The 20,264-nt window shown below is 65.9% G+C and carries 20 protein-coding genes; 6 read left to right on the top strand and 14 right to left on the bottom strand.

Annotated elements, in window-relative coordinates:
• Positions 1-16: 16 nt before the first annotated feature.
• The 10 genes from cysW to K0P03_RS02890 form a co-directional block, all read right to left on the bottom strand.
• The gene (gene cysW / locus K0P03_RS02935; RefSeq protein WP_023515838.1) at positions 17-880 is read right to left on the bottom strand and encodes a sulfate ABC transporter permease subunit CysW; all 864 of its coding nucleotides are present in this window, start codon (positions 878-880) and stop codon (positions 17-19) included.
• On the bottom strand, positions 870-1,733 hold the full coding sequence (cysT, locus tag K0P03_RS02930; protein ID WP_050745796.1) for a sulfate ABC transporter permease subunit CysT: 864 nt from the start codon (positions 1,731-1,733) through the stop codon (positions 870-872). Before cysT ends, cysW begins: the two co-directional genes overlap by 11 nt.
• A gap of 5 nt (positions 1,734-1,738) precedes the next feature.
• Positions 1,739-2,764 (bottom strand): sulfate ABC transporter substrate-binding protein, encoded by a 1,026-nt coding sequence (locus K0P03_RS02925; protein ID WP_023515840.1) that lies wholly within the window; start codon positions 2,762-2,764, stop codon positions 1,739-1,741.
• 244 nt (positions 2,765-3,008) lie between these two features.
• The gene (locus K0P03_RS02920; protein ID WP_272788854.1) at positions 3,009-4,322 is read right to left on the bottom strand and encodes an FAD/NAD(P)-binding protein; all 1,314 of its coding nucleotides are present in this window, start codon (positions 4,320-4,322) and stop codon (positions 3,009-3,011) included.
• A gap of 69 nt (positions 4,323-4,391) precedes the next feature.
• Positions 4,392-4,856 (bottom strand): RrF2 family transcriptional regulator, encoded by a 465-nt coding sequence (locus tag K0P03_RS02915; RefSeq protein WP_272788853.1) that lies wholly within the window; start codon positions 4,854-4,856, stop codon positions 4,392-4,394.
• Between the two features lie 63 nt (positions 4,857-4,919).
• Positions 4,920-6,275, bottom strand: coding sequence for an FAD/NAD(P)-binding protein (locus K0P03_RS02910; RefSeq protein ID WP_272788852.1), 1,356 nt, complete (start codon positions 6,273-6,275; stop codon positions 4,920-4,922).
• A gap of 153 nt (positions 6,276-6,428) precedes the next feature.
• Positions 6,429-7,928, bottom strand: a complete 1,500-nt coding sequence (locus K0P03_RS02905; RefSeq protein ID WP_272788851.1) for an amidohydrolase family protein — start codon at positions 7,926-7,928, stop codon at positions 6,429-6,431.
• 72 nt (positions 7,929-8,000) lie between these two features.
• The gene (locus K0P03_RS02900; protein WP_023516657.1) at positions 8,001-8,840 is read right to left on the bottom strand and encodes a transporter substrate-binding domain-containing protein; all 840 of its coding nucleotides are present in this window, start codon (positions 8,838-8,840) and stop codon (positions 8,001-8,003) included.
• A gap of 46 nt (positions 8,841-8,886) precedes the next feature.
• Entirely contained in the window at positions 8,887-10,083 is a 1,197-nt protein-coding gene (locus K0P03_RS02895; protein ID WP_272788850.1) for an amidohydrolase family protein, read from the bottom strand.
• A gap of 24 nt (positions 10,084-10,107) precedes the next feature.
• Positions 10,108-11,367, bottom strand: coding sequence for an NAD(P)/FAD-dependent oxidoreductase (locus tag K0P03_RS02890; protein ID WP_023516655.1), 1,260 nt, complete (start codon positions 11,365-11,367; stop codon positions 10,108-10,110).
• Positions 11,368-11,544: 177 nt separating this feature from the next.
• On the opposite strand from K0P03_RS02890, the gene K0P03_RS02885 reads away from it, so the two are divergent.
• Positions 11,545-12,429 (top strand): MurR/RpiR family transcriptional regulator, encoded by an 885-nt coding sequence (locus K0P03_RS02885; protein WP_272788849.1) that lies wholly within the window; start codon positions 11,545-11,547, stop codon positions 12,427-12,429.
• 22 nt (positions 12,430-12,451) lie between these two features.
• Here K0P03_RS02885 and K0P03_RS02880 read toward each other — a convergent pair whose 3' ends face one another.
• The 4 genes from K0P03_RS02880 to K0P03_RS02865 form a co-directional block, all read right to left on the bottom strand.
• Positions 12,452-13,243 carry an ABC transporter ATP-binding protein gene (locus K0P03_RS02880; RefSeq protein ID WP_023514860.1) on the bottom strand — a complete coding sequence of 264 codons (792 nt, stop codon included), beginning with the start codon at positions 13,241-13,243 and terminating at the stop codon, positions 12,452-12,454.
• The gene (locus tag K0P03_RS02875) at positions 13,236-13,961 is read right to left on the bottom strand and encodes an ABC transporter permease (protein WP_272788848.1); all 726 of its coding nucleotides are present in this window, start codon (positions 13,959-13,961) and stop codon (positions 13,236-13,238) included. Before K0P03_RS02875 ends, K0P03_RS02880 begins: the two co-directional genes overlap by 8 nt.
• On the bottom strand, positions 13,961-14,680 hold the full coding sequence (locus tag K0P03_RS02870) for an ABC transporter permease (RefSeq protein ID WP_023514858.1): 720 nt from the start codon (positions 14,678-14,680) through the stop codon (positions 13,961-13,963). Before K0P03_RS02870 ends, K0P03_RS02875 begins: the two co-directional genes overlap by 1 nt.
• A 276-nt stretch (positions 14,681-14,956) precedes the next feature.
• Positions 14,957-15,601: a flavin reductase family protein gene (locus K0P03_RS02865; protein WP_050745789.1), complete on the bottom strand. Its 645-nt coding sequence runs from the start codon at positions 15,599-15,601 to the stop codon at positions 14,957-14,959.
• A gap of 284 nt (positions 15,602-15,885) precedes the next feature.
• On the opposite strand from K0P03_RS02865, the gene K0P03_RS02860 reads away from it, so the two are divergent.
• The 5 genes from K0P03_RS02860 to K0P03_RS02840 all read left to right on the top strand — a co-directional run bounded on the left by K0P03_RS02860 (position 15,886) and on the right by K0P03_RS02840 (position 20,258).
• Positions 15,886-16,590: a GntR family transcriptional regulator gene (locus tag K0P03_RS02860; RefSeq protein ID WP_272788847.1), complete on the top strand. Its 705-nt coding sequence runs from the start codon at positions 15,886-15,888 to the stop codon at positions 16,588-16,590.
• Between the two features lie 182 nt (positions 16,591-16,772).
• The gene (locus K0P03_RS02855; RefSeq protein WP_050745788.1) at positions 16,773-17,909 is read left to right on the top strand and encodes a transporter substrate-binding protein; all 1,137 of its coding nucleotides are present in this window, start codon (positions 16,773-16,775) and stop codon (positions 17,907-17,909) included.
• Positions 17,906-18,490 (top strand): ANTAR domain-containing response regulator, encoded by a 585-nt coding sequence (locus K0P03_RS02850; RefSeq protein ID WP_023514939.1) that lies wholly within the window; start codon positions 17,906-17,908, stop codon positions 18,488-18,490. The genes K0P03_RS02855 and K0P03_RS02850 overlap by 4 nt, the downstream gene beginning before the upstream one ends.
• Complete coding sequence (locus K0P03_RS02845) at positions 18,490-19,338, top strand: ABC transporter permease (protein WP_023514940.1); 849 nt, start codon at positions 18,490-18,492, stop codon at positions 19,336-19,338. The genes K0P03_RS02850 and K0P03_RS02845 overlap by 1 nt, the downstream gene beginning before the upstream one ends.
• Positions 19,338-20,258, top strand: coding sequence for an ABC transporter permease (locus K0P03_RS02840; protein WP_272788846.1), 921 nt, complete (start codon positions 19,338-19,340; stop codon positions 20,256-20,258). Before K0P03_RS02845 ends, K0P03_RS02840 begins: the two co-directional genes overlap by 1 nt.
• Positions 20,259-20,264 lie beyond the last annotated feature (6 nt).

The raw sequence follows: 20,264 nt of genomic DNA, 5'->3' as shown, positions 1-20,264 counted from the left end.
GGGCGTGCCTTTCAGGTCAATGCTTGCGGCCGGCGGCGATTTCCGCGCCGTAGTGAAGTTCGAGCGCCGTCTTGACGACGAGCGTGACGAGGGCGAGCGCGGCGAGGAGCGAGGCCACCGCGAAGGCGGCCACGAAGTTGTACTCGTTGTACAGGATCTCCACATGCAGCGGCATCGTGTTGGTGAGGCCGCGGATATGGCCAGAGACCACCGAGACCGCCCCGAACTCGCCCATGGCGCGCGCATTACAGAGCAACACGCCGTAGAGCAGGCCCCATTTGATGTTGGGCAGCGTCACGTACCAGAAGGTCTGCCAGCCGGAGGCGCCGAGCGACAGGGCGGCCTCCTCGTCGCCGGTGCCCTGCTCCTGCATCAGCGGGATGAGTTCGCGCGCGACGAAGGGAAAGGTGACGAAGACGGTGGCCAGCACAATGCCCGGCACGGCGAACAGGATCTCGATGCCGTAGCTCTTGAGCCAGGGGCCGAGCGCGCTGCCGGCGCCGAAGAGCAGCACATAGACGAGGCCGGAAATGACCGGCGAGACCGAGAACGGCAGGTCGATCAGCGTCGTGAGGAACGCCTTGCCCTTGAATTCGAACTTGGCGATGGCCCAGGCCGCCGCCACGCCGAAGACGAGGTTGAGCGGCACGGCGATGCCGGCGACGAGCAGCGTCAGGCGGATGGCGGCCATCGTGTCGGCATCGCCGAGCGAGGTAAAGAACTCGCCCGCCCCCTTGCGGAAGGCCTCGATGAAGACGGCGACGAGCGGCAGGATGAGGAAGAGCGCCAGGAACAGGAAGGCGAGCGCCATCAGACTGTAACGGGCGAACGGCGCTTCCGTCGTCGGGGAGCGCAGGCGGCGGGAGGTCTCATGCGCCATGGCCATACCTCCGGCGGTTCCAGGCCTGGATGAGGTTGATGACGAGCAGCATGGCGAAGGAGATCCCCAGCATGATGGTGGCGATCGCCGTCGCGGCGCCGTAGTTGAACTCTTCCAGGCGGATGACGATGAGCAGCGGCGCGATTTCCGAAACATAGGGAATGTTGCCGGCGATGAAGATGACCGAGCCATATTCGCCGACGCCGCGGGCGAAGGCCAGCGCAAAGCCCGTGAGGATCGCTGGCGCAAGGCCGGGCAGCAGGACCCGGAAGACGGTCTGGAAGCGATTGGCGCCGAGGGTCGCGGCCGCCTCCTCCACCTCGCTGTCGATCTCCTCCATGATCGGCTGCACCGTGCGCACCACGAAGGGCAGGCCGATGAAGACGAGCGCGATGACGATGCCGGTCGGATTGAAGGCCGCCTTGATGCCGACGAGGTTGAGGATCTGGCCGATCCAGCCGTTCGGTGCATAGAGCGCGGCGAGCGCGATGCCGGCGACGGCCGTCGGCAGCGCAAAAGGCAGATCGACGATGGCATCGACGATGCGCCGGCCGGGGAACTCGTAGCGCACGATGACCCAGGCGACGATGACGCCGAAGACGACATTGACGAGTGCCGCGATGAAGGCCGTGCCGAAGGAGACCTTCAGGGCGTTGAGCGTGCGTTCATCGGCGAGGATTGCGAGAAATTCCGCACCGGACAGCGAGGCCGACCGCCAGACGAGGCCGGCGAGCGGGATGAGGATGATGAGGGTCAGGTAAGCGAGCGAAAAGCCGAGCGTCAGTCCGAAACCCGGAATGACACTCGGCTGTCTCAGTCGCCACCGCCCGGAAGCAGCAGCAGATGTCGTCAAAGGTTTCAGTTCCCCGGCTTGTAGATCTGGTCGAAGACGCCGCCATCACCGAAATGCTCGGGCTGTGCCTTCACCCAGCCGCCGAAGATCGGGTCGTCGATCGTCACCAGCTTAATGTCGGGAAGCTGTTGCAGCAACTCCGGCTTGACCACCTCGCGCTTCGAGGGCCGGTAGAAGTGTTTCGCCGCGATGTTCTGGCCTTCCTCGGAATAGAGGTACTCCAGATAGGCCTCGGCCTGCTTGCGCGTGCCCTTGGCATCGACATTGCCGTCGACCACCGTGACGGGCGGCTCGGCGAGGATCGAGATCGGCGGAGCGACGATATCAAAGGAGTCCGCCCCGAATTCCGCGCCGGCGAGATAGGCTTCGTTTTCCCAGGCGAGCAGCACGTCGCCGATCTGGCGCTGGGCAAAGGTGGTCAGCGAACCGCGGGCACCCGTATCGAGGACCGGCGCACGCTTGAAGAGCTCGGCGATATAAGCCTTGATCTTGTCCTGGTCGCCGCCGAACTCCTGGTTTGCCCAGGCCCAGGCTGCGAGATAGTTCCAGCGGGCGCCGCCCGAGGTTTTCGGGTTCGGAGTGACGATCTGCACGTCGCCCTTCACAAGGTCGCCCCAGTTCTGGATGCCCTTCGGGTTGCCCTTGCGCACCAGGAAGACGATGGTCGAGGTGTAGGGCGCCGAATTGTTCGGCAGGCGGGTGCGCCAGTCCTTGTTGATCTTGCCGGTCTTTTCGACGATGGCGTTGATATCGCTTTCGAGCGCCAGCGTCACCACGTCCGCTTCCAGCCCGTCGATCACCGCGCGGGCCTGCTTGCCGGAGCCGCCATGCGACTGCTGCACGGTGACGTCTTCGCCGGTCTCTGCCTTCCAATGCTTGGCAAAGGCCTCGTTGTAATCCTTGTAGAGCTCGCGCGTCGGGTCATAGGAGACGTTGAGCAGCGTCGTCTCGGCGAACGCCCCCGTCACCCCGCCGAGCGCAAGCCCGACACCCACGATCAAAGCCCCGAACCGTTTGGCCAATATCGACATCTCCAACCTCCTTGGATTTCTATCCCACATAAACCCTAGTGAATTAGTAGAGTTAGTCAACAATGCCTCTGCAACTCGCAAAACGGGTTTCAAACCGGCCGGAAGCACGCAACGGACGACCTGTGGATTCCGGCAGGCAGCGAACATTTCATCCGGCCAATCCGTCCTCGCGCGCAAAAAGCATCCGCGAAAAACCGCCGGCTTCGCCGCCTCGCCCAAACTTTTTTTCGCGGCGGATGCGCCGTCAGCGCTGCGAGACGTGGGCAAGGCCCTGCGTCTGGATATCGAGAACCGCCCGGTAGGCCTGCCGCACCGTTTCAGCAAAGGTGAACGGGCCCGGCCGCAGGCTGGAGGCGACGGCGCCCACGACGGACAGGCCGCACAGCACCTCGTCGTGACTGACGAGGCGGCCGCAATCGTCGACGGTGAGCGCCGCAACGTCGCGGCCGAGCAGGCCGGCAAGTGCCCGGGCGGAAGGGGTCTCGCGACAGTCGATGGTGTTTTCGCCGGCGGATTTCGGATCGCAGGGCGGCACAAAGCGGGTGCGACCCGTTTCGAACTCGCCGGCGAGGCGTCGATGGATATCCCGGGCGATGCGGACGGAAAAGTGCCGGTGCAGGCGCAGGAGATGGCGCCGGTAGTGGTTGCGTTCCGCCCGGGGCAGATGGCGCCAGACGACGGACAGGCGGGCGGAAGCGGCATCGACGACGGTCTGCCAGCCGCCGCCCTGCGCTTCCGCGGCGCTACATTCCCTGCGGATGTAGCGGAAGGCGTCCTTCAGGGAACGGGTGGCCGGCGGCACGCCCAGTGTCACACCGCCTTCGCCATGGCCATGCGGCTGCGGCAGCCGGCCAGCCGCGGCGGCGACATGGATTTCGCCGGCATACCCCCCTGCCCTCAGATCGAGCAGGATGGCGGCAAGGCGCGGCCCGTTGCCAACCAGCGTCAGCGGTGATGGAGCCTTTGCCTGCGACAGCCGTTCGGCCGCCGCCCGCGCATCGCGCCAGGACGCGGCCTCGCGCTGGGCAATACCGAAACCGGTGGCGACCACGACATGGGCGAAATCCGCATGCTCCCCGTCGCGAAACGCGACACGCAATCCTTCCCCGCAAGCGCCGATATGGCGCACGGCGCCGCGGAACGTGCGGATGCGCACGTCCCGGCGCAGGCTCAATGCCTCGGCGAAGCGGGCCATGACATAGTCACGGAACAGGCTGCGCGGCACATGCAGGTCCTGCGCCCCACGCAACGCCGAGACGACACCGCCGGAGAGCAGACCCGTTTTCAGCCAGTCGCAGAAATCCTCCGGGCGATCCGGCACGACGGAGAGATCGCGCGCCGGCTCCGTCGTCAACGCCCTGCCGGCCGCGCCGTCGGCGAAAGCACCCGGTGCGTCCTCGGCGTCGATCAGCCAGGCCTCGAAAGGGCGGTGGAACCGCCGCATCAGCGCGATGGTCGTGGCAAGGCCGGACGGACCGGCGCCGATCACCGCGATGCGCATCACCGACAGACCTGCCGGCCGCGTGCCTTCTTCCCTGACGGCCCTTTCGAAGAACATGCGCTGTCCTTTCCCTCGCGAAGATCCGAGACGCCTGACCGCCATGATAGCGCAGCGTCCGATAATTTTCTACCTTTTTACTAGAATAATTGACGAACGTTCACCGTCCAGCCTGTCGGCAGGATCGGACAGGACGTCCGCGAGCGTCGTGCCGTCGAGGATTTCGCCGGATGCGACGGCGACCTTTGCAAAGACCCGGCGCACGGCGCAAAGGCGCTCGTCGCGGCAATCATCGCAGCGACGATGCCCGCCATTGCCAAGGCAGGCGAGCGGAACGAAGGGGCCTTCCAGAATGCGCAGGACCTCGCCAAAGGCGATCTCCTGCGGCGCCCGCAGCAGATGATAGCCGCCGTGCTGGCCCCTGCGGCTGGCAACGAGACCGGCATGCTTGAGGTCGAGCAGGATCTGCTCGAGAAACTTTTTCGGGATCGTCTCGCGTGTGGCGATGGTGCCGATCTGCAGGGTCTCGCCCGGGCCGGCACGCGCCAGCGCGATGAGCGCACGCAGGGCATATTTGGATTTCAGCGCGATCATCGCGTCAGGCCACGCGCGGCGGGCGTGGAGCCGGCACGCCGCTCGGGGCGCCGGAGCCCGTCGTCATCCGGCGACGACCTCGGCATTGATGCTCGCCGCGACGGCGCGCGCCTGGACGCGGATATCGGGAACGGCCGTGATCTCCCAGCTGTGGCCGGCAGTGAGCGGGCCAAGGGCGTAGAGGCGCGCCCTGCCGGTACCCTCGTCGGCACGAACCGCAGCCCTGTCATCGACAAGGATGCCGAGGCCGTGCGGATCAGGCTGGAGGATACCGTGGGCGGCAAGGCTCGCCAGCAGCGGCGAGGCGGCAACCGTACATCGATCGAGGCCGGTGCAGTTGACGGCGAGATGGGCTGCCAGCGGCGTACCGTCGCGGAGAACGGCGGCAAGCCGGCCGTCCTTGAGATGCAGCGCCTCCAGCCGACCACGGTGGATGACGAGCTGCCCGGACCGGCGCAGCGCCGCAATCTCCTCGGCGACGGCCGGAGCCATGCGGTGGCGGTGGACATTCCAGAAGGAGGCAGCATGGCGCAGGAAGCGGTTGCGCTGGCCGGCGCTCCAGCCCTTCCAGAGGTCCTGCGTGGCCGGCCGAAGACCGTCCATGACGGTGCGCCAGTCCGGCGCCGCCTCGGCCTGCCGGCGCAGGGCCGCAAGCATCGTGCTGACCTCACCCCCGCCTGGAACAAGCGCCGTCTCCACCGGATCGGCCCGGCGGGCAAGATGCGGCTGGGGCAACAGGCCATGCCGCGACAGGGCGTGCATGGTGCCGCGGAAGCCGCGGCGCTTGAGCAGAAGCAACTGGTCGATGGTCGTAAGGCCCGTGCCGATGAATAGCACGTCCGCATCCGCCGGCAGGCGCTCCCACCAGGCGTCCGCCCAGGGATCCTCGACGACGAAGGAGCGCGCTGCGGACGGGACCATATCCTCCGGCAGCGGCAGGCGGCGCGTGCCGGCTCCCGTGCAAAGCGCCGAGACGCGCGCGGACAGTCGCCCGCCGTCGGAAAGCGTGAAGACGAGACCGCCGTCCTGCCCGGCTTCCGCCGCCAGCGCCTCGGCATCGACGAGAGTGATCGCGGCACGGTTGCCGGTGCGCTTCATCGCCTGGTCGAGGCAATCGCGCACATAGGTGCCGTAAATGCGGCGCGGTACGAAGTCGTCGGCCGACCAGGGGTATCCCTGCCCGGCAAGCCAGGCGAGGAAGTGGTTCGGCCGGTCGGCGAAAAGGCTCATGCGGCCAGCCGGCACGTTGAGGAGATGGCATTCCGCCTTGGTGGAATAGGCGATGCCCCGCCCCTGCCCGGCGGCCCTGCCAACAAGGCTGACCTTCGCCCTGGGCGGCAGGAGATCGACGAGGTTCAGCGCCAGAGCGACCGCCGAATAGCCCGAGCCGATGATGGCCACATCCGTTTCAAGCGTCATGCATTCCCTCCTGCGAAGACCGTGCCGACACTCTAGCGAGATTTATACAGTAAATCTATAGACTATTATCAATCCCGATCTTCGATGAGCAAACGCCTGGAATGCGGCACAGGTTCCGGCTGTTCTCTTGCCGCCGGAACCTGTGCCCGCGCCTTAGCTTTTCCGGCCAAGGCGCGGATAGGCCGCGGAGAAAATCTCCTCGACGGGAGGATGGCCGTAGGTGCGTTCGGGATAGCGGGCCAAGAGGCCGTCGAACTGGCGCTGTGCCCGCGCCTGCTCCGCCTTGGCGTCGAAACCGGGGATCTGGCCACCGACCATCACGAAGCGACCGTCGATGATCACATCGGTGACATCGCGGCCGGAGCTCGACATCATCAGGGTCTGAATCGGATCGATGACATGGCCGATACGATCGTGTCCCATGTCGATGACGATGATGTCAGCCTTCGAGCCGGGCTGCAGACGTCCGAGATCGGGCCGCCGCAGGGCATCCGCGCCACCGAGCGTTCCGGCGTCGAAATAGTGTTCGGAGCGTACCGTCTCGATCGAACCGTCCGTGACCCGCGAAAGCAGCATGCCGACCTGCATGTTCTGGATGAAATCCGGCGGCCAGGTGTCCGTGCCGAGGCCGATGCGCACGCCCATGTCGCGGAACTTCGAAAAGCTGTCCATGAACCCGCCATGGCGACCCGAGACGATAGGGCAATGCACCAGCGTCGCGCCGGAATTCTTCAGGATATCGAGGTCGCGGCCCGGGCGATCGACATTGCGTGTGCCCGCGACATATTCGCCGTGCGGCAGCAGCATGCGCTCGTTCAGCACGCCGAGGGCATCCATCCATTCCAGCGGTGTCATGCCGTAGGTGCTGGTGATGCGGTCGAATTCGAGCCCGGACTGGCAGCTATGCTGGCGGATCGGGATATCGAGGTCGCGGCCGGCATCCGCCGTGCGGCGCAGCATATCCGGCGTGTTGGTTTCGAGGCGGTCGGGCGCCAGCATGGCGCGCACCAGCGGCGAGGCCAACCCTTCGATGCGTTCGGCAAAGGCGAGCGATTCGGCAAGGCTGCGGAAGCCGCGCTCCTCGTCGTAGAAGAAGGCGATCTTGCCGTTCTCGTCGACATAACTGTTGCCGGAGCGGTAGGCCGGGCCAAGATAGACGCGCAGGCCAAGCGCATGCGCCGCATCGGCGGCGGCGGAGAATTCCGCATCCGTCTCGCCCCATTCACGGTAGAACAGCGACGCGATGGGCAGTGCGGTGGTGATGCCGTTGCGGATGAGCTGGGCGAAGGCATAGCGCTTCTGGAACGCCAGCTCTTCCTGCGTGTACATCTCGTAGGCACGGTCCATGTAGCTTTTCGGCCAGACCCGGCCCTTCTTCCAGGACGGCTGGTTGTCAAAGGCGAGCACGGTCGTGTCGAGGTCGGAAAGCGCATCGAGATCGATGAAGCCGGGCGAGAGGATGGCATTGCCGTAGTCGATGCGCTCGGCGACCTCCCCCGGATAGTCATGCCCGACGAAGACGACCTTGTCCCCCTCGAAGACAACGACGCCGTCGTCATAGATCACATGGCGCCCATCGCGATGGCCGACGACCCAGCGGGCGGTGAGAAGGACCGGACCGTCGATGCGGCCGGAAGCGGGAAGTGTCGTCATGATGCTCGTCCTGTCGTCCTGTCAATCATGCACGGGCCGCGCGTTCACGCGGCCCGGCCTTTCCATGCCAAATTACTTCTTCGGCGCGATATCGCGCTTGAACCATTTGACGGCGAGGCGCGACAGCGTTCCGTCGGCGATCGCCGCGTTGATCGCCTCGTCGAACTTCGCCTTCAGCTCGGTATCCGCCTTGCGCAGGCCGACCGACTGGCCGCCCCCGAGCGGGCCGCCGGTGAACTCGGTGCCGGCGAAGACCACCTGGTCGGCACCGATCTTCTCCAGCGTCCGGTCGAGCGCGACGGGGGACGCCATCACGCCGTCGATGCGGCCGGCCTCAAGGTCGAGGTCGTGCTGTTCCGTCGACTTGTATTCGCGGAACTCGATCCCCGGAAACAGTTCTGCCATGATCTGGCCGGCGGTCGTCGCACCCTGGCCGCCCATGACGGTGCCTTCCATGAAGGGCAGCATTTCCGCAGCGGCGGCCTTCGCCGCCTCCTTGTCCTTGCCCATGTCGACCTGCTTGCCGACAGGCATGTTGGCGAGCGGCGAATCCTTGCGAACGAGGAAGGCGGCCGAGCCGGTGCCGTAGTTGCGCGAGAAGGTAATGACCTTTTCCCGCTCCTCGGTCTGAAGCATGCCGGCGACGATGGCGTCAAACTTGCCGGCGTTCAACGCCGGGATCAGCCCGTCCCAGTCCTGCACGACGATCTCGCACTTGACCTTCATGCGCGGGCAGAGATCCTCCAGCATGTCGATCTCGTAGCCCGCCAGCTTGCCGCCGGCTTCCGTGAAGTTCCACGGCGCATAGGCGCCTTCCGTCGCGATCGTGATCGTGCGCTCCTCGGCCTGTGCCGCGGATGCTCCGAGGATCACCCCGAGGGCGATGACTGTCTTACCAAGCGACTTCAACATAATGGCAACTCCTCCTAGCCAATGTTTGAAAACCTTCACCCTTGCCTCAGGCCGCGACGAGCGCGCCGTCCCGGGCAACCGGAACCCCTTTCCGGTAAACCGCCCGGCGAACCGGGCGGGATGCCACGGCATCGGCCGGCGTCTCGGCATCCACGAGCACGAAGCTCGCATCGCAACCGGCCGAAAGGCCGTAACCCTCGATGGCCATCATCGCCGCGCCGCCATAGGTGCACAGGCGGAGCGCCAGCTCGATGTGGACATCGTTGATGAAATCGTTGCGCTGGGAGACGATCGCTGCCCGGTCGAGCATGTCGGCATTGCCGAAGGGCTGCCAGGTATCGCGCACGCCGTCGCAGCCCGAGGCGATGTTGACGCCCATTTCCGCAAGATCGAGCACCGGGGGGCGCGGGCTTGCCGCACCGCCCTTGGTCATCAGGTGCACGCCGGCCTCGGCCATCATGCCGCCGAGCCGTGCCAGCGGCTTATCGGCGAGCATGCCGAGGCAGAAGCCGTGGCTGACGGTCACCCGGTTCGCCATGCCGAGCGCTTTGGTGCGCTCCACGATCAGCTCGATCGCGAAGACGCCGAGCGAATCGGGCTCGTGCAAGTGGATGTCCACCGGCTTGCCGTAACGTTCCGCGAGAGCGAAGACCGTGTCGAGATGGCCCTTCGGATCGCGGTCGACGCCGGACGGGTCGAGCCCGCCGACCACGTCCGCCCCCTCGCGCATCGCCCGGTCCATGAGCTCCGCCGTACCGGGGCGGATCAGCATGCCGCTCTGCGGGAAGGCGACGATCTCGATGTCGACGATATCGCGGTAACGCTCACGCGAAGCCAGCACGCCCTCGAGGCCGGCAAGGCCGTACTCCGTGTCGATATCGACATGGGTGCGGATATGGGTGGTGCCGTTTGCGACGGAACGCTCGATCTGGGCGGCGGACTGGCGCTGCGGATCGATGCCGAGCTCGCGCTTCATGCGGCGCTCGTTCTCGATGAGGTCGATCAGTTCGAGGCCGACATCGTTGCGATACCAGGGCATGCCGAGGAGAGTCTTGTCGAGATGGGTGTGGGCGTCGACGAGGCCCGGCAACAGCAGGAGCCCTTCGCCGTCCACCACGCGCATCCCGCCAAAGGCGCGGGAACCGTGCGGGACGATTTCGGCAAAACGCCCGTCCCTGACGACGACATCCTTCGCCGCCTCGCCATTCGGCCGCACATTGATGAGAACGAACTCTTCCCGCATTGCTGTCTCCAAATCTCCAGAACGTCAGCCGAACCGGCTCATTGCGTAGGGTGCCGGGTCGGCAAAGGGCTTTTCGCCCGTCATCATTTCCGCCAGAAGCCGCCCGGTGGCCGGGCCGAGCGTCAGGCCGTGATGATTGTGGCCGAAGGCGAACCACAGGCCCTTGTGGCGCGGCGCAGGGCCGATGATCGGGCGCATGTCGGGCAGACAGGGCCGCGCACCCATCCACGGCGCCGGCTCGACGCGGCGGCCGAGCGGAAAGATCGCACGGGCATGGGGCTCCGTCTGATCGACCTGAACGGGCGTCGGAGCCTCGTCCCGCTCGGCGAACTCGATGCCGGTGGTGAGGCGAATGCCCTTCGTCATCGGCGCCAGCAGGTAGCCGCGCTCGACATCGACGACGGGGTGATTGAGCACGGCATCGCCCGCCGGCTCGATATGCACATGGTAACCGCGCTTGACAGCGAGCGGCACCCGATAGCCGAGCCGGCGGTAGACCGCATCCGACCAGGGGCCGAGCGCCACCACGGCCTCGCGGGCCCGCACCGTGCCGCCATTGGTGCGGATGCTCCAGCCGCCCTCTTCCTCGGCAAGGGTCGACGCATCGGCCTCGACGATCTCGCCGCCCTTGCGGACGAAAAGGTCGGCATAGTCCTTCACCAGCCCGCCGGGATCGGCGACCGTCGCGGGATCGAGCCAGTGCACGGCACCGGCGAAGCTGCCGGCAAGATGCGGCTCGCGTGCCTGCAGGTCCTTCGGCCCGAGAAAATCATAGCGGATGCCGAATTCATCCAGCGCGCGGGCGGCGACCTTGGCGGCGGAAAAAGCCCTTTCCGTACGGTAGGCCTCCATCCAGCCGGTGCGGCGGGCGCGGTGCAGGATGCCCGCCTCGGCCATCAGGTCCGTATGCTCGGTGACGGAGCGCTCGATCAGCGGCAGCATGTCCATGGCCGCCCGGCGCAGGCGCCGGCTGGACGATTCGAACCAGAAGCGGGCGATCCAGGGCAGGAGCTTCGGCAGGAAGGTCCAGCGGAACCGCACGTCGGCGGAGCGGTTCGTCGCATATTTCAGGAGGGTCGGGATCTCGCGCGGGAAACCATAGGGAATGACGCTCGCCCGCTCGATGAGACCGGCATTGCCGTAGCTCGTCTCCTCGCCCGGCGCGCGGCGATCGACAAGCAGCACGGACTTTCCGCGCTTCTGCAAATGCAGGGCCACGCAAACACCAATGATGCCGGCACCAAGCACGAGCACATCTTTGTCGGGGCGATCTATCGGGGTCATGGCAGAAATCCGTTCTGGAGGAGAGAGGATGTTAGTTTTCTGACTTCATTTCACTAAAAGTCAACTATATAACATTCCCGACACCGACCTCCTCCGACGGCCGCAGACCATGCTGGCGCCTGCCACGCGTCGTGCTATTCGGGGAACAGGCAGGCACGAAGGGCGGACAGGCGCGACATGCGGAACGAGAACTGGATGGACAACAGCTCGGTGCGGCAGCGGCTCACGGCCGCACTGACGGAGGCGTCGGCCTCCGGCAAGGCGCTGGCGAACTTCATGCTGGCCAATATCAGCAACCTGCCCTTCGAGACCTCGCGCAGCGTCGCCGACAAGGTGGGCGTCAGCGAACTGACCGTCGGCCGCTTCTGCCGCTCGATCGGCTATGACGGGTTCAAGGACCTCAAGGAGCGGCTGAAGGACGACATCAGCGACAGCCCCTGGCTCATCGGCGACCGGTTGCGCGACCTGCAACAGAAGAGCGCCACCGACGACGCGCTCGCCCGCAGCCTCGAGCTTGCGGTCGCTTCGGTCGTTCGCGTCTATGAACATGCCCATACGGAGGCCTGGAACCGGGCGGCCAAGCGCATCGCGGAGGCCGACCGGGTGTTCGTCGCCGGCTTCCAGACCGAACGGGGCCTTGCCGAATCTTTCGTGCACATGCTGCGCTACCTGCGCGACGAGGTGCAACTGGTCGACATTGCCGGCGGCAACTTCGCCGAGGTGCTGCTGACGGACCCCGCCGGCTGCACGCTGGTGCTGATCGATGTGCGACGCTACTCCCGACAGTCGCAATTGCTGGCCGCCAAGGCGGCCGAACGCGGCATGCCGATCACCATCGTCACTGACCTTTATTGCGACTGGGCGGCAAGCTACGGCGACGAGGTCTTTGCCGTTCCGACGGACCTCAATCTCTTCTGGGATGCGACCTCCGGTATGTGGACGCTGATGCAGCTCCTGCTCAACAGCGTCTTCGCGCACCGGGGCCCCGCGGTCGAGGAGCGGCTGAACAGCGTCGCCAGCCTCTACGAGAGCTTCGTCGGCTACAGCCGGGGCCCGAAATAGCGGCACCGCCGCCCTCGCTGCTCTAGCCATGGGACGAGATGAACTTGCGGAAGCGATCCGAGCGCGGCGCCGTGAAGACGTCTGCCGGATCGCCGTCCTCCTCGACCAGGCCCTGGTGCAGGAAGATGACGCGGTTGGAAACGTCGCGGGCAAAGGCCATTTCATGGGTGACGACGAGCATGGTGCGCCCCTCGTCCGCCAGCGCCCGCATGACGCGCAGCACCTCGCCGACCAATTCCGGATCGAGCGCCGAGGTCGGCTCGTCGAACAGCATGACCTTCGGTTTCATGGCGAGCGCCCGGGCGATCGCCGCGCGCTGCTGCTGACCGCCGGAAAGATGGCTCGGATAGAAGTCGCGCTTGTCGGCGATACCGACCTTGGCCAGCAGCTCCAGCGCCTCCTCGCGGCATTCCGCCTTCGGCCGCTTCTGCACATGGACCGGGGCTTCCATGACGTTTTCGAGGATCGTCATGTGGGACCAGAGATTGAAGCTCTGGAACACCATGGCGACATTCGTGCACAGGCGGCTCAGCTGCCTGAGATCGGCGGGCTGGCGGCCATGGCGACCGTCCTTCAGGCGGATCGCCTCCCCTGCGATGCGGATCTCGCCCTCGCTCGGCACTTCCAGCATGTTGATGCAGCGCAGCATGGTCGACTTGCCGGAACCGGACGAGCCGAGAACGGAGATGACTTCGCCTTCCCGCGCATCGAAGGAAATGCCCTTCAGCACTTCGAGCGCGCCAAAACTCTTGCGCAGGTTGCGGACGGAGACGGCCGGCGTGGTGGCGGCAGTGAGGGGCGCAGGTTCAAGCATGGTGCAACGCAGCTCCGGTAGACACGGTGGGGGCGGGGCGCAGATGGGGCGACAGCCACCATTCGATGAGCGCGACGAGACGCGTGATGACGAAGTTCAGCGCGAGATAGATGAGGCCCGCGACGACGAAGACTTCCACGGCCCGGTAGGACTGCGAGATGAGCTTTGCGGCAAGGCCGGTCACTTCCAGCATGGTGATGACGGAGGCGAGCGAGGTCGCCTTGACCATGAGGATGATCTCGCTGCCATAGGCCGGCAGCGCCTGGCGGATGGCGATGGGGAAGATGATGCGGCGATAGAGCAGGAAACCCCACATGCCGCTTGCCCGCGCCGCCTCAACCTCCCGGTGCGGAACGGCCTGCAGGCCGCCACGCAGGATTTCCGAACCATAGGCCGCGGTGTTGAGGCTCAGCGCGAAAATGGCGCACCAATAGGGCTCACGGAAGAACACCCAGAGACCCCAGGTCTGCAGCGTCGGACGGAACTGGCCGAGGCCGTAGTAGATGACGAACATCTGCACCAGCAGCGGCGTGCCGCGGAAGACGAAGACGTAGAACTGCGCGACCCAACCGACCGGGCGCCAGGATGACAGCCGCATCAACGTCAGGAGCACCGCAAGCAGCGCACCGAAGGCCGTGGAGACGAGCGCCAGATTGAGTGTCAGCGGCACCCCGGAGAGAAGGTTGAGAAACGTTTCCGAGAGGAAAATGAAATCCATCACGCCCTCCTGACGCCGCGCAGGGCGCGGGCTTCCGCCTGGCGGAAGAGGTAGGAGGACACGGCGGTGATCACGAGATAGAGCACGGCGGCGGTGATGTAGAAGTCGAAGGGCCGGCGGGTGGAGCCGGCGGCGATCTGCGACTGGCGCAGAAGCTCGACGAGACCGGTGACGGAAATCAGCGCCGATTCCTTCAGCACCAACTGCCAGGTGTTGCCGAGGCCCGGAATGGCATAGCGCAGCACCTGGGGTACGATGATGCGGCGCAGCCGCAGCCCCGTTCGCATGCCGACCGACCGGGCGGCCTCCAGTTCGCCGCGGCTGATCGCATTGAACGCCCCGCGAAAGACCTCCGCCTGGTAGGCGCCGGAAACGACGCCGATGGCGAGGACGCCGGTCAGGAAGGCCGGCATGCCGATGAAGCCATCCGCGCCGAAGAGCTGCCCCACCACGCCGAGCGCGGCACTGCCACCGAAATAGAAGAGATAGATGACGAGGAGGTCGGGAATGCCACGCAACACGGTCGTATAGCCGTCGCCGAAGGCACGCAGCGCCCGGCTGCGGGACAGCTTTGCGCCGGCAACGCCCGCACCGATGACGGAACCCGCAGCGAAGCCACCGGTGGCGACGGCCAGGGTCATGCCGGTCGCCATCAGCAAGGCAGCACCCCAGCCCTCCGGGCCGAAGCCGACAAGGTCAAGGAAGGACGGCCCCTGCATCAGACACCTCCCCGAAGAGCGGACAAGCCGTCTCCGCCGGAGGCAATCAGCCACCGCTTTTCAATCATCGCTGTTCCTCCTCCAGCCCGCACTCCTCGCGGACCGGCCCGTTTGACAGGCCATGTCAGCTTTATAACGTATACAATTTTTCTGTCAATTAGCTGACAATGAGAGAATTGTATTTTCGTGTGCGCTCCTCGGTGGAAAAACAAAGCCCCGCGGGCCGGTGGGCTGGCGCGGGGCATAAAACACGGCTTCGAGGATCCGTCGGGCAGATCAGCCGAGCTTGGGCGTCAGCATCTCGAACCGGTCGCGAATGGTGGAGCAGGTGTCGCCGCCAAGGCGTGCAATGGCGTCGATGACGTTCGGATCGACATGCATGGCGCTGTCGACGGCGCCCTCCTGGTAATGCGCGAAAAGGATCTCCCCCATGATGATCTGGCGCGACTTTCCAAGCTCCAGCGTGACGTGACGGCGGCATTCGAAAGCCGCTGGCGCCTCCTTGATCCAGGGCGCGGCGATGCGTTCGCCGGGCATGGCGGTCAGACCCGCTTCCTTCAATTCATCTATGCCGCGCGGATACTTAGTGCCGCAGACATGCATCGCCTCGGCAATGGCATGGGAGACGATGTTGACGGTGAAGACCTCCGTCATGCGGATGTTGTGGCCCGTGTCCTTGAACGACATGTCCGGGTTGTTCTCGACACCGATGGCAAGGATCGGCGGGTCGGCCGAAAGGCAATTGAAGAAGCTGAAGGGAGCGGCGTTGTAGCGGCCGTATTCGTCGACGGTCGTCACCAGTGCGATGGGGCGCGGAATGATCGTACCGATCATCAGCTTGTAGCGCTCGCGCGCGCTGAGCGTGGTGAAGTCGAAGGCGGTCCTCTCGCCCTTCTCGATTTCGTTGCTGCGGGTATCCATCGGCGCTCCTCTCCGGCTTTCCTTCGCCCGGCGCCGAAGACGGCCAATTGCCCGCCTCAGTCACGCATGCGATAATTCCATTTAAAGGATGCAATTATTGTATGCAATATATCCGACCTTGCATCTGCAAAAATCTCCTGCCGGAGACAATGACGGACCACACGCCACCACCTGCCAGCCCACTCAAGCGGGCAGGAGAGCCCGCGCCAAATGCAGCCCCGGTGGACAGGCCTGCCGTTTGTGTGCAATTTGCGCGCTACTTTTGCGATTCTGGAGACTGCCGCATGGCAAAGACAGTTGGCGATTCCGGCCGCGGTCGTTCGCAGGCCGTTCACCGGGCATTGAAGCGCGCCATTCTCGATCAGGCCCTTTCGCCCGGCGCCAAGCTGCCGGAGGACTCGATCGGCGAGCGGCTCGGCGTCAGCCGCACGCTCGTGCGCGAGGCACTGGTTCGCCTCAGCGAGGAAGGCCTCGTCGATCTCAGGCCGAACAAGGGCGCGACCGTGGCGCGGCCGACACTCGAGGAAGGCCGCAACCTGTTCCTGACGCGCGCCGCGCTGGAACGCCTCGTGGTCGAGACCCTTGCCGGCAAATTGACGCCGGACCAGATCGAGACGCTGTCTGCCCACATCCAGGCCGAGGACGCCGCCAAGAAGGAACACGCGACCTCGATCCGCCTGGCGGGCGAGTTCCACACCCTCCTGGCGCAGATGACGAACAATGCCAGCCTGATCCGCTACGTGAACGAACTCGTCGCCCGCAGCTCGCTGATCCTGGCGCTCTACGGTCGCCCGCATTCCTCCGACTGCGCCGTCTCCGAGCACCAGGAGCTGCTCGACAGCCTGATCGCCGGCAAGGCGGACGTCGCCTCCAAGCTGATGACGCACCATCTCGATTCCATCACCACGCGCGCCCTGCTGCCACGCGAGGACGACCGCAACATCAAGGACGTGCTCAGCGCCTACGCAGCCGCCGAAGGCCTCGCCTGACCCGCCCCCGCCGCGCACGGCGGGGTGCTTGACAAAGCCGGTTTCAGCGTATTTCAATCGTTTTCAATGCGCGGGCAGCTTTGTCCGCCTCTCTCACATGACCTCGTTCGTCGAAGGGCAACAGCGCCCACAGCGACCCGGCTTCCGGGATCATCGCTGTGGGCTTTTTGTATTGGTGGCCAATGGTAGACCGCGTGAAGATCGGCATCCTCTATTCGACCACCGGCCCCTATGGCTCGATGGGACGGGATGCCCGCGACGGCGCGGAATTCGCCTTCCATGACTACCGCCAGCGCGGCGGGAACCGTATCGAGCCCGCCTATTTCGATCCACGGGCAGACCTTGCCGCCTATCTGGAGGGCGCGCGCAGCCTGATCCGCGACGAAGGCTGCCGGCACATCATCGGCACCATCACCTCGACGGCGCGCAAGGAAGTCATCCCGCTCGTCGAGAAGCACGACGGCCTGCTCTGGTACATGTGTCCCTACGAGGGCTTCGAGGCCAACGAGAACGTCATCTATATCGGCGGCTGCCCGAACCAGCACCTCATCCCGCTCTTCGACTATCTGCTGCCCCGCCATGGCACGCGGCCCTATCTCGTCGGCGCCAACTATGTCTGGGGCTGGGAGATGAACCGGCTGGCGCGCGAGCTCATCCACAATGCCGGCGGCACGGTGCTCGGCGAACGCTACCTGCCGCTGGAGGAGACCGCCGTCGAACGCATCGTCGCCGACATCGCGGAAAAGCGGCCGAGCTTCGTGCTCAACAATCTCGTCGGCCCGTCCAGTTACGCGTTTCTTGCCGCCATGCGGGCGCTCGGCGCGCGCGACCCCGCCTTCCTGCCGGAGAACTGCCCCGTCGCGAGCTGCGACCTGCAGGAATGCGAACTGTCGGACATCGGCGCGGGCGTCGCCACCGGCCAGCTCTGCGCAGCCTCCTATTTCCACACGCTCGACACGGTCGACAACCATGCCTTCAAGGCGCGGCTGCGGGACTGGGGCGGCGGGGAGCGTATCGTCTCCAGCCTGTTCGCCAGCGCCTACACCGCCGTCAGCCTGTGCATCGCCGCGATCGAGGCGGCCGGCTCCGATGCCCCGGAGCGCGTGCGCGCCGAGGTGCTGGCCCGCGACTGGCCCTCGCTCTTCGGCGACATGCGGGTGGATGCGGCGACCAACCATGCGGCCCTGCCCTTCCTGCTCGGCCGCATCAACGACGGACACGGCTTCGACGTCATCGCCGCCGCCCCGGCACTCGCCGCCGATCCCTATCTGACGGGCGCCACGACACGGCCCGCCCCACGCCTGAGGATCGTGTCATGACGCTGAAGACCCCGAACTTTACCGGCTGGCGCGCCGTCATCCTCAGCGAGGCGGACGGCAACACGGATCGTCTGCGTCGCCAGCTCGGCCTGCTCGGCGTTTCGGTGACCGTGCAATGGACGCCGCTTTCCACGGCCGATCTGCCGGATCTCGTGCTGATCGATGCCGACCGGGGCTGGGACGAGCTCTTGCCCTTCTCAGACGCCGCGCCGGCCCGCCCGGTCGTCGCGCTGCTCGGATCGGAAGCGCCGGGCCGCATTGCCTGGGCGCTGCGCCACGGCGCCGGCGCGATCATCCCGAAACCGGTTTCCGCCTCGACCGTCTATCCCGCCATGGTGCTCGCCGTCTCTCTCCATGAAGAGCGTCTGGAGACGCGCCGCCGCATCGCCCATCTGGAGGAGCGGCTGAAACTGCGGCCTCTCGTCTTTGCCGCCGTCACCCGCCTTGCCGCCGAACGTCATATCGACGAGGAGCGTGCCTATGCGATCCTGCGCGACTGCGCCATGCGCCGCCGCCTGCCGATCGAACAGCTCGCCGCCTTCTTCCTCGGCGGCTCCGAATCCCTGCGCGAGGTCGGTTGATGCGGGTGCTGAAGGAACTGTGCCGCCAGCCCGCGGCGGTGTTCGGTCTTGTCATCGTTCTTGCCGTGGTCATCGCCGCCATCGCCGCGCCATGGCTGGCGCCCTATGCGCCTGACAACCAGATGTTCGAAGGCCTGACGATCGAGGGCGCGCCGATGCCGCCCGGCGGGGAATTCCTGCTCGGCACGGACACGCTTGGCCGCGACCTGCTCTCGCGCCTGCTCTACGGCGCCCGCACCTCGCTGATCATCGGCCTCGTCGCCAATGGCGTCGCCGTCACCATCGGCCTCTTCGTCGGCATCACGGCGGGTTACATGCGCGGCTGGGTCGGCGGCATCATGATGCGCTTCACCGACCTGATGATGGCCTTTCCCGCACTGCTGCTTGCCATCGTGCTTGCCGCCATCCTGAAACCGAGCCTGTGGATCGTCGCCATGGTCATCGCGCTCGTCAACTGGGTGCAGGTGGCACGCATCGTCTATACGGAGACGCGCGGGCTGGTGGAGCGCGACTTCATCATGGCCGAACGGGCGCTCGGCGCCGGCAATGCGCGCATCGTGCTCCGGCATGTGCTGCCACATCTCGTGCCGACCGCCATCGTCTGGGGCACGCTCGGCATCGCGACGACCGTGCTCCTGGAAGCCACCCTCTCCTTCCTCGGCATCGGCGTGCAGCCGCCGGACCCCTCCTGGGGCAACATCATCTTCGAGAGCCAGAGCTATTTCCAGGCGGCGCCCTGGCTGGTCTTCTTCCCCGGCGCGGTCATCCTTCTGACGGCGCTCGCCTTCAACCTGGTGGGCGACGCGCTGCGCGACATCCTCGACCCGACCCAGCGAGGCCGCGGCTGATGGCAAAGCTTCTGGCAAAACGCCTCGTCCAGTCCTGCCTGATCCTGCTCGGCGTTGCCGCCATCACCTTCGTGCTGCTCTATGCGCTGCCGGCCGACCCTGCCCGCATGCTCGCCGGGCGCAGCGCGACGGCGCAGACCGTGGAAAACATCCGCCGTGAACTCGGCCTCGACCAGCCGCTGCTGACCCAGTTCCTCAGCTATCTCGGCAATCTCGTCCAGGGCGATCTCGGCCGGTCCTATGCGCAAAAGACCGAGGTTGCCACGCTGATCGCCGCCCGTCTGCCGGCGACGCTGACGCTGATGGCGGCCGGCATCTTCGTCGAAGTGCTGCTCGGCCTCACCTTCGGCATCGTCGCTGCGCTGAACCGCGGCGGGGCGATCGACCGCTTCGTCATGGCCTCCGCCTTCGTCGGCGTTTCCGCCCCGCAATTCGTCGTCGCGCTGCTGCTGCTCTACGTCTTTGCCGCAACGCTCGGCTGGTTCCCGATGAGCGGCTACGGCACGGCCGCCCATGTCGTGCTGCCGGCCATGACGCTCGGCATTCTCGGCGCCGGCTGGTATGCGCGCATGGCGCGCTCGGCGATGATCGACGTTCTCAGCCAGGACTTCATCCGCACCGCCCGCGCCAAGGGGCTGTCCGGCCGGCGCGTGGTGCTGCGCCACGCCCTGCCCAACGCCATCCTGCCCGTCGTCGCGATGATCGGCATCGATATCGGCCAGTTCATGGGCGGGGTCGTGGTCGTGGAGGCGGTCTATGGCTGGCCCGGCATCGGCCAACTTGCCTGGCAGGCGATCCAGCAGGTCGACATTCCCATCATCATGGGCGTCACGCTCACCTCCGCCTTCGCCATCATCGTCGGCAATCTCGTCGCAGACCTCATCGCGCCGATGATCGATCCGCGTATCCGTTCGCATTGAAACCAA

Origin of the sequence: Shinella sp. HY16 (genome assembly GCF_028534175.1) — a bacterium.
Taxonomy (GTDB): Bacteria; Pseudomonadota; Alphaproteobacteria; order Rhizobiales; family Rhizobiaceae; genus Shinella.
This window is presented reverse-complemented; position numbering and strand designations above follow the sequence as displayed.